We start from the raw sequence: 4,161 nt of genomic DNA, 5'->3' as shown, positions 1-4,161 counted from the left end.
ATTTTTAAGTAAATACGTATTAGTTATTACAATCGCTGTGCCACATTGGAAAAAACACGTAACTCATTGTTATATATCAATTTACAATTATTTTACATAAAACCCACAAACCATTGACATAATATGTCTCGCCACTTTTTTAGTGAAAAGCTTAAATTTTGGTCATTTAAACCACAATAATTTACAGGGTGACAACGTGAACAAAAGATAGTGCAAACAACGTTTGCTAGAAACGTGAGTGAATAATTAAGTCGTGTGGAGCAAGAGGAGTATGGTTTTTACGCGGTGCTGGGAGTTAGTGAAGTTAAATTTGAAAGGCAATAAAAAAGCCTGATAATAAATATTTATTAGGCTTCAAGTGGCTGCTGGGTGAGGTACTGCATCATCCTCAAACCAACTAATGACCAAAGAAAATATAATCAACATGGCGGCAGGCAATAGTGTGATTAAAAATATACTTATAACACTAATCATAATGCCACCTACTCTATATCAGCTTGCTCGGTAGATTCATCAAACTCGACCTCTGCTTTAGCAATCATATCTGCAGAAGTAGTTAATAAAGGCACTCTGAAGTTATTAATAGCACTAAGAATATCTTTATTGATTTGTGCTTTCATCGCGGCATTCACATCAATATTGTGTTGTTTAACATAAACATCGGTTACCGCTTTAATGTTGTCCGTTTCTGACGCTGCAAATGCAGGCATTACCATCATGGATGTTAATGCAATAGTAAGTAAGGTTTTCATGTGTCTCTCCTGTTACGTTTCAATAATTAAGACGTAATAGGATTAACAAAGGTTGTGCCACGATCTAAAAAAATCGTTAACATGATGTTATAAAAAGGAATTTACTTTAAACCGAAGGAGCTACTCAATAATTGAGCACTTGCTGACAAACGAAAAAGTGGTTAAAAAAACCACAATTTCGCTAATAAGATGTGAGTGTCTTTTATTTTTGAAGCTGCACGACTTTATCAAAAGCACGTTTTAACAAGTCACCATTCGCATCAGGAAGTGACGAATTTTCACTTAAAAAGCGTCTAAATTGTTTAGCGCCAGCTAATCCGTTGCATAAACCAAGCATATGACGCGCTACATGCCACATTTTACCACCGGCGTTTACATGCTTGTCGATATACAAAGCCATCTCATCAATAATCTCTTGACGAGTTAGCACCTCATTATTTGATCCATATATTTGCTGATCTGCTTGAGCCAGCAGATAAGGATTTTGATAAATTTCACGCCCTATCATTACACCATCAATATGTTCAAGATGTTGATTGGCTTCCTCAAAGGTTTTGATGCCACCATTTATAGAAATATCTAAATGGTTAAAATCACGCTTTACTTGATAGACACGCTCATAATCTAGCGGAGGTATTTCTCTGTTTTGCTTTGGGCTCAACCCTGACAACCACGCTTTACGCGCGTGAACAATAAAGTGTTGGCAACCTGCTTCTTTAACAACATCAATAAACGTGTGCAAAAATTCATAGCTATCATGATCATCAATACCAATGCGCGACTTAACAGTAATTGGAATATCAACAACTTGTTTCATCGCATCTACGCATTGCGCAACAAGCGCTGGCTCGGCCATTAAACACGCACCAAAACGACCGTTTTGCACACGATCAGACGGACAGCCTACATTAATGTTGATTTCATCATAACCTTGCTTTTCAGCAATTTTGGCACACTTAGCCATTGCTTCAGAATCACTTCCGCCAAGTTGTAACACAACTGGGTGTTCTTCTTCGTTATACCCGAGGTAATCACCTTTACCAAAAATGATTGCGCCAGTTGTTACCATCTCGGTATACAACACAGTTTGCTTGCTCATCAAACGATAAAAATAACGACAATGACGATCTGTCCAATCGAGCATTGGGGCGACGGAGAGTTTATGTGAAAGGGCTTGCTTACTCAATTTAACGTAAACCTGTTTAGAAGTGTCGAATGAAATAGCTAATATTTATTAACCGTGAAGATAAATTATATCATTTTTTAACACCGGAAAAAGCAATGAATCGTCAATGAGCATTTTGACGTTACGGCTACCAAGCGTTAAATAAAAAGCGGGCAATGCTAGATTCAAAATATTGGTATGTTAAACTCATAACACTTCAATTATTTAAGTGTAGTTATGGATATTGAACAACAAGTAGCTCAAGCAAAACTCGTATGTGAAAAACGCGGAGCACGCTTTACCGCATTGCGAGAACAAGTATTTACTTTACTAGCTAAACATAACAGTGCAGTAGGTGCATATGACTTATTGTCTGAATTACAAGTCATTGATTCTTCAGCTAAACCAGCGACAATCTACCGAGCTTTGGACTTTTTGAATCAACAAGGTTTTGTTCATAAGATTGAATCAATAAATGCATTTGTTATGTGTGATCACTTTAGTGAGTGTAACCACCCTGTACAGCTGCTCATTTGTGATGACTGTGGCTACGTTGAAGAAATTCAATCAGAAAATTTAGATCTAGCAATTCGCTCTATGGCTGATGCTAGTGGTTTTAAAATCAAACACCAAGTCGTTGAAGCGCATGGTTACTGTGCAAAATGTCAGTCTGATAAAAATTAAGTACTAAGACCTATTAATTAAGTAAATATATGAAGGATAATAGATTAGCATTTACCGATAGAAATCCAGTTGCTACAATAAAATTATCTATTTATTCGTTTTATTGCACTTTTTCAAGAAAAATAGCGCATAATAAATGAATTAGTTTTACCATCTTTAAGGTTATCAAACATTCATGAACGTAGAGTTTATTAATCCATTTCTATCATCCATGTTAAATGTCATGTCAACAATGGCACAAATGGAGTTATCACCTGAGAAACCTAAATTAAAAGATGGGGATTTTGCTAAGGGCGATGTTTCCGGCTTAATCGGTATGGTAAGTGACCAGGCAAAAGGTTCTCTATCAATCACTTTTGAAGCACCACTAGCTATTGCTACCATGAAAAAAATGGTGGGCGAAGGCCCTGATGAAGTCGATGAAGAAATCATCGATTTAGTTGGTGAAATTACCAATATGGTCACTGGTGGCGCTAAACGTATTTTAAGCGAAAAAGGCTTTGAGTTCGATATGGCGACACCTATGGTTGTATCGGGTAAAGACCATACTATTAACCATAAAGCAGAAGGGCCTGTCGTCATTATTCCGTTGAAATCTGAATTTGGCCGCGCTTATATTGAATTTAGCTTTGACTAATACTCAAACGCTAGACATAAAAAAACCTCCAAGTGGAGGTTTTTTTATGTCAGATAATCGACACTATGTTTTGTTTGCACCGCTATCAATAACATGATCGTTTAATTGATTTAGCCAATCTTCTAATTTCATTTTAATGTCACCATTAATAATAACAGCATTAGAATATTGGAATGATTTACGATGTTCACCCAACATGCTTGTTTGAGCCATCTTAGCTAAAATCTCACCTGTTGCACTATTATACAGTTCAAAGTAAACCGTCGCACTGCCTGATTGCTTGATCTGCACCTTTGAACCCGAGGCATTATTTAGATCAGGTTGGAAAATATTAAGGTTAATTAGCGCTGGCAATAATACAAGCACATCAGCGCCATTTTCTTCAACAATTGGCATACCTCTTTTATCAAACTGTGCTTTTAACACGTCTTGATAAATACCTTTTACATTGGAAACAATTTTCTCTTCATCTGTTTTTGAGGCACGGCTTGCTAAAGATTTTTGAGCGCGGTTGAAATCTCGACGCCAATTTTTCTTCATTTTTACATGAGGCTCAACAAGTTTAATTTTTGTAAATTGACTGAAGTCATAACCTTCTTTGATATACGCAACGGAGAAGTTGCCACTTTTAACTTCTGTTAAGCCATCATCTGTCTTTTTTCCTGCTAATGCTGCTTGCGACATCAACATCATGGATGCTGAAACTGCAACAATCGTTGCTTTTTTAATAGACGTTAACATGGTAATACCCTTTCCTTGTTTAAAATTGAATCTTGTTTGTTGGTGCACTAAACACCTGATACTACGAACTTTGTAGTAGTTATAGACCCAATTACGTGTCCAATCTACACCTAACTGTGTCATAATTGTTAATATTTGTGTCTAGATACATACTTATTTATGTGGTTTCAAAGCGATATATC

At 36.4% G+C, this 4,161-nt stretch carries 5 protein-coding genes; 2 read left to right on the top strand and 3 right to left on the bottom strand.

The genetic code is table 11. The features are described 5' to 3' along the window. Positions 1 to 482 precede the first annotated feature (482 nt). Entirely contained in the window at positions 483 to 752 is a 270-nt protein-coding gene (locus tag QQK02_RS16325) for a hypothetical protein (RefSeq protein WP_284209221.1), read from the bottom strand. Positions 753 to 954: 202 nt separating this feature from the next. Further along, complete coding sequence (dusA, locus tag QQK02_RS16320) at positions 955 to 1,938, bottom strand: tRNA dihydrouridine(20/20a) synthase DusA (protein ID WP_284209220.1); 984 nt, start codon at positions 1,936 to 1,938, stop codon at positions 955 to 957. Between the two features lie 216 nt (positions 1,939 to 2,154). Here dusA and QQK02_RS16315 point away from each other — a divergent pair, with 216 nt between their 5' ends. After that, positions 2,155 to 2,601, top strand: a complete 447-nt coding sequence (locus QQK02_RS16315; RefSeq protein WP_284209218.1) for a transcriptional repressor — start codon at positions 2,155 to 2,157, stop codon at positions 2,599 to 2,601. Positions 2,602 to 2,776: 175 nt separating this feature from the next. Further along, positions 2,777 to 3,238 (top strand): chemotaxis protein CheX, encoded by a 462-nt coding sequence (locus QQK02_RS16310; RefSeq protein WP_284209217.1) that lies wholly within the window; start codon positions 2,777 to 2,779, stop codon positions 3,236 to 3,238. Between the two features lie 63 nt (positions 3,239 to 3,301). On the opposite strand, the gene QQK02_RS16305 is transcribed toward QQK02_RS16310, so the two are convergent. Beyond that, a complete protein-coding gene (locus QQK02_RS16305) occupies positions 3,302 to 4,102 on the bottom strand; it encodes a DUF3313 family protein (protein ID WP_284209216.1) in 801 nt (266 codons plus the stop codon). Positions 4,103 to 4,161: the final 59 nt, after the last annotated feature.

This window comes from Thalassotalea eurytherma, assembly GCF_030161415.1.
In the GTDB taxonomy this organism is placed as follows: Bacteria; Pseudomonadota; Gammaproteobacteria; order Enterobacterales; family Alteromonadaceae; genus Thalassotalea_G; species Thalassotalea_G eurytherma.
The sequence above is the reverse complement of the archived record's forward strand: the minus strand, read 5'-3'. Positions and strand labels throughout refer to the sequence as shown.

Coding starts and splice junctions, on each gene's coding strand:
- QQK02_RS16325 (WP_284209221.1), bottom strand. CDS start 752: ATGAAAACCTTACTTACTATTGCATTAACATCCATGATGGTAATGCCT.
- QQK02_RS16315 (WP_284209218.1), top strand. CDS start 2,155: ATGGATATTGAACAACAAGTAGCTCAAGCAAAACTCGTATGTGAAAAA.
- QQK02_RS16310 (WP_284209217.1), top strand. CDS start 2,777: ATGAACGTAGAGTTTATTAATCCATTTCTATCATCCATGTTAAATGTC.
- QQK02_RS16305 (WP_284209216.1), bottom strand. CDS start 4,102: ATGACACAGTTAGGTGTAGATTGGACACGTAATTGGGTCTATAACTAC.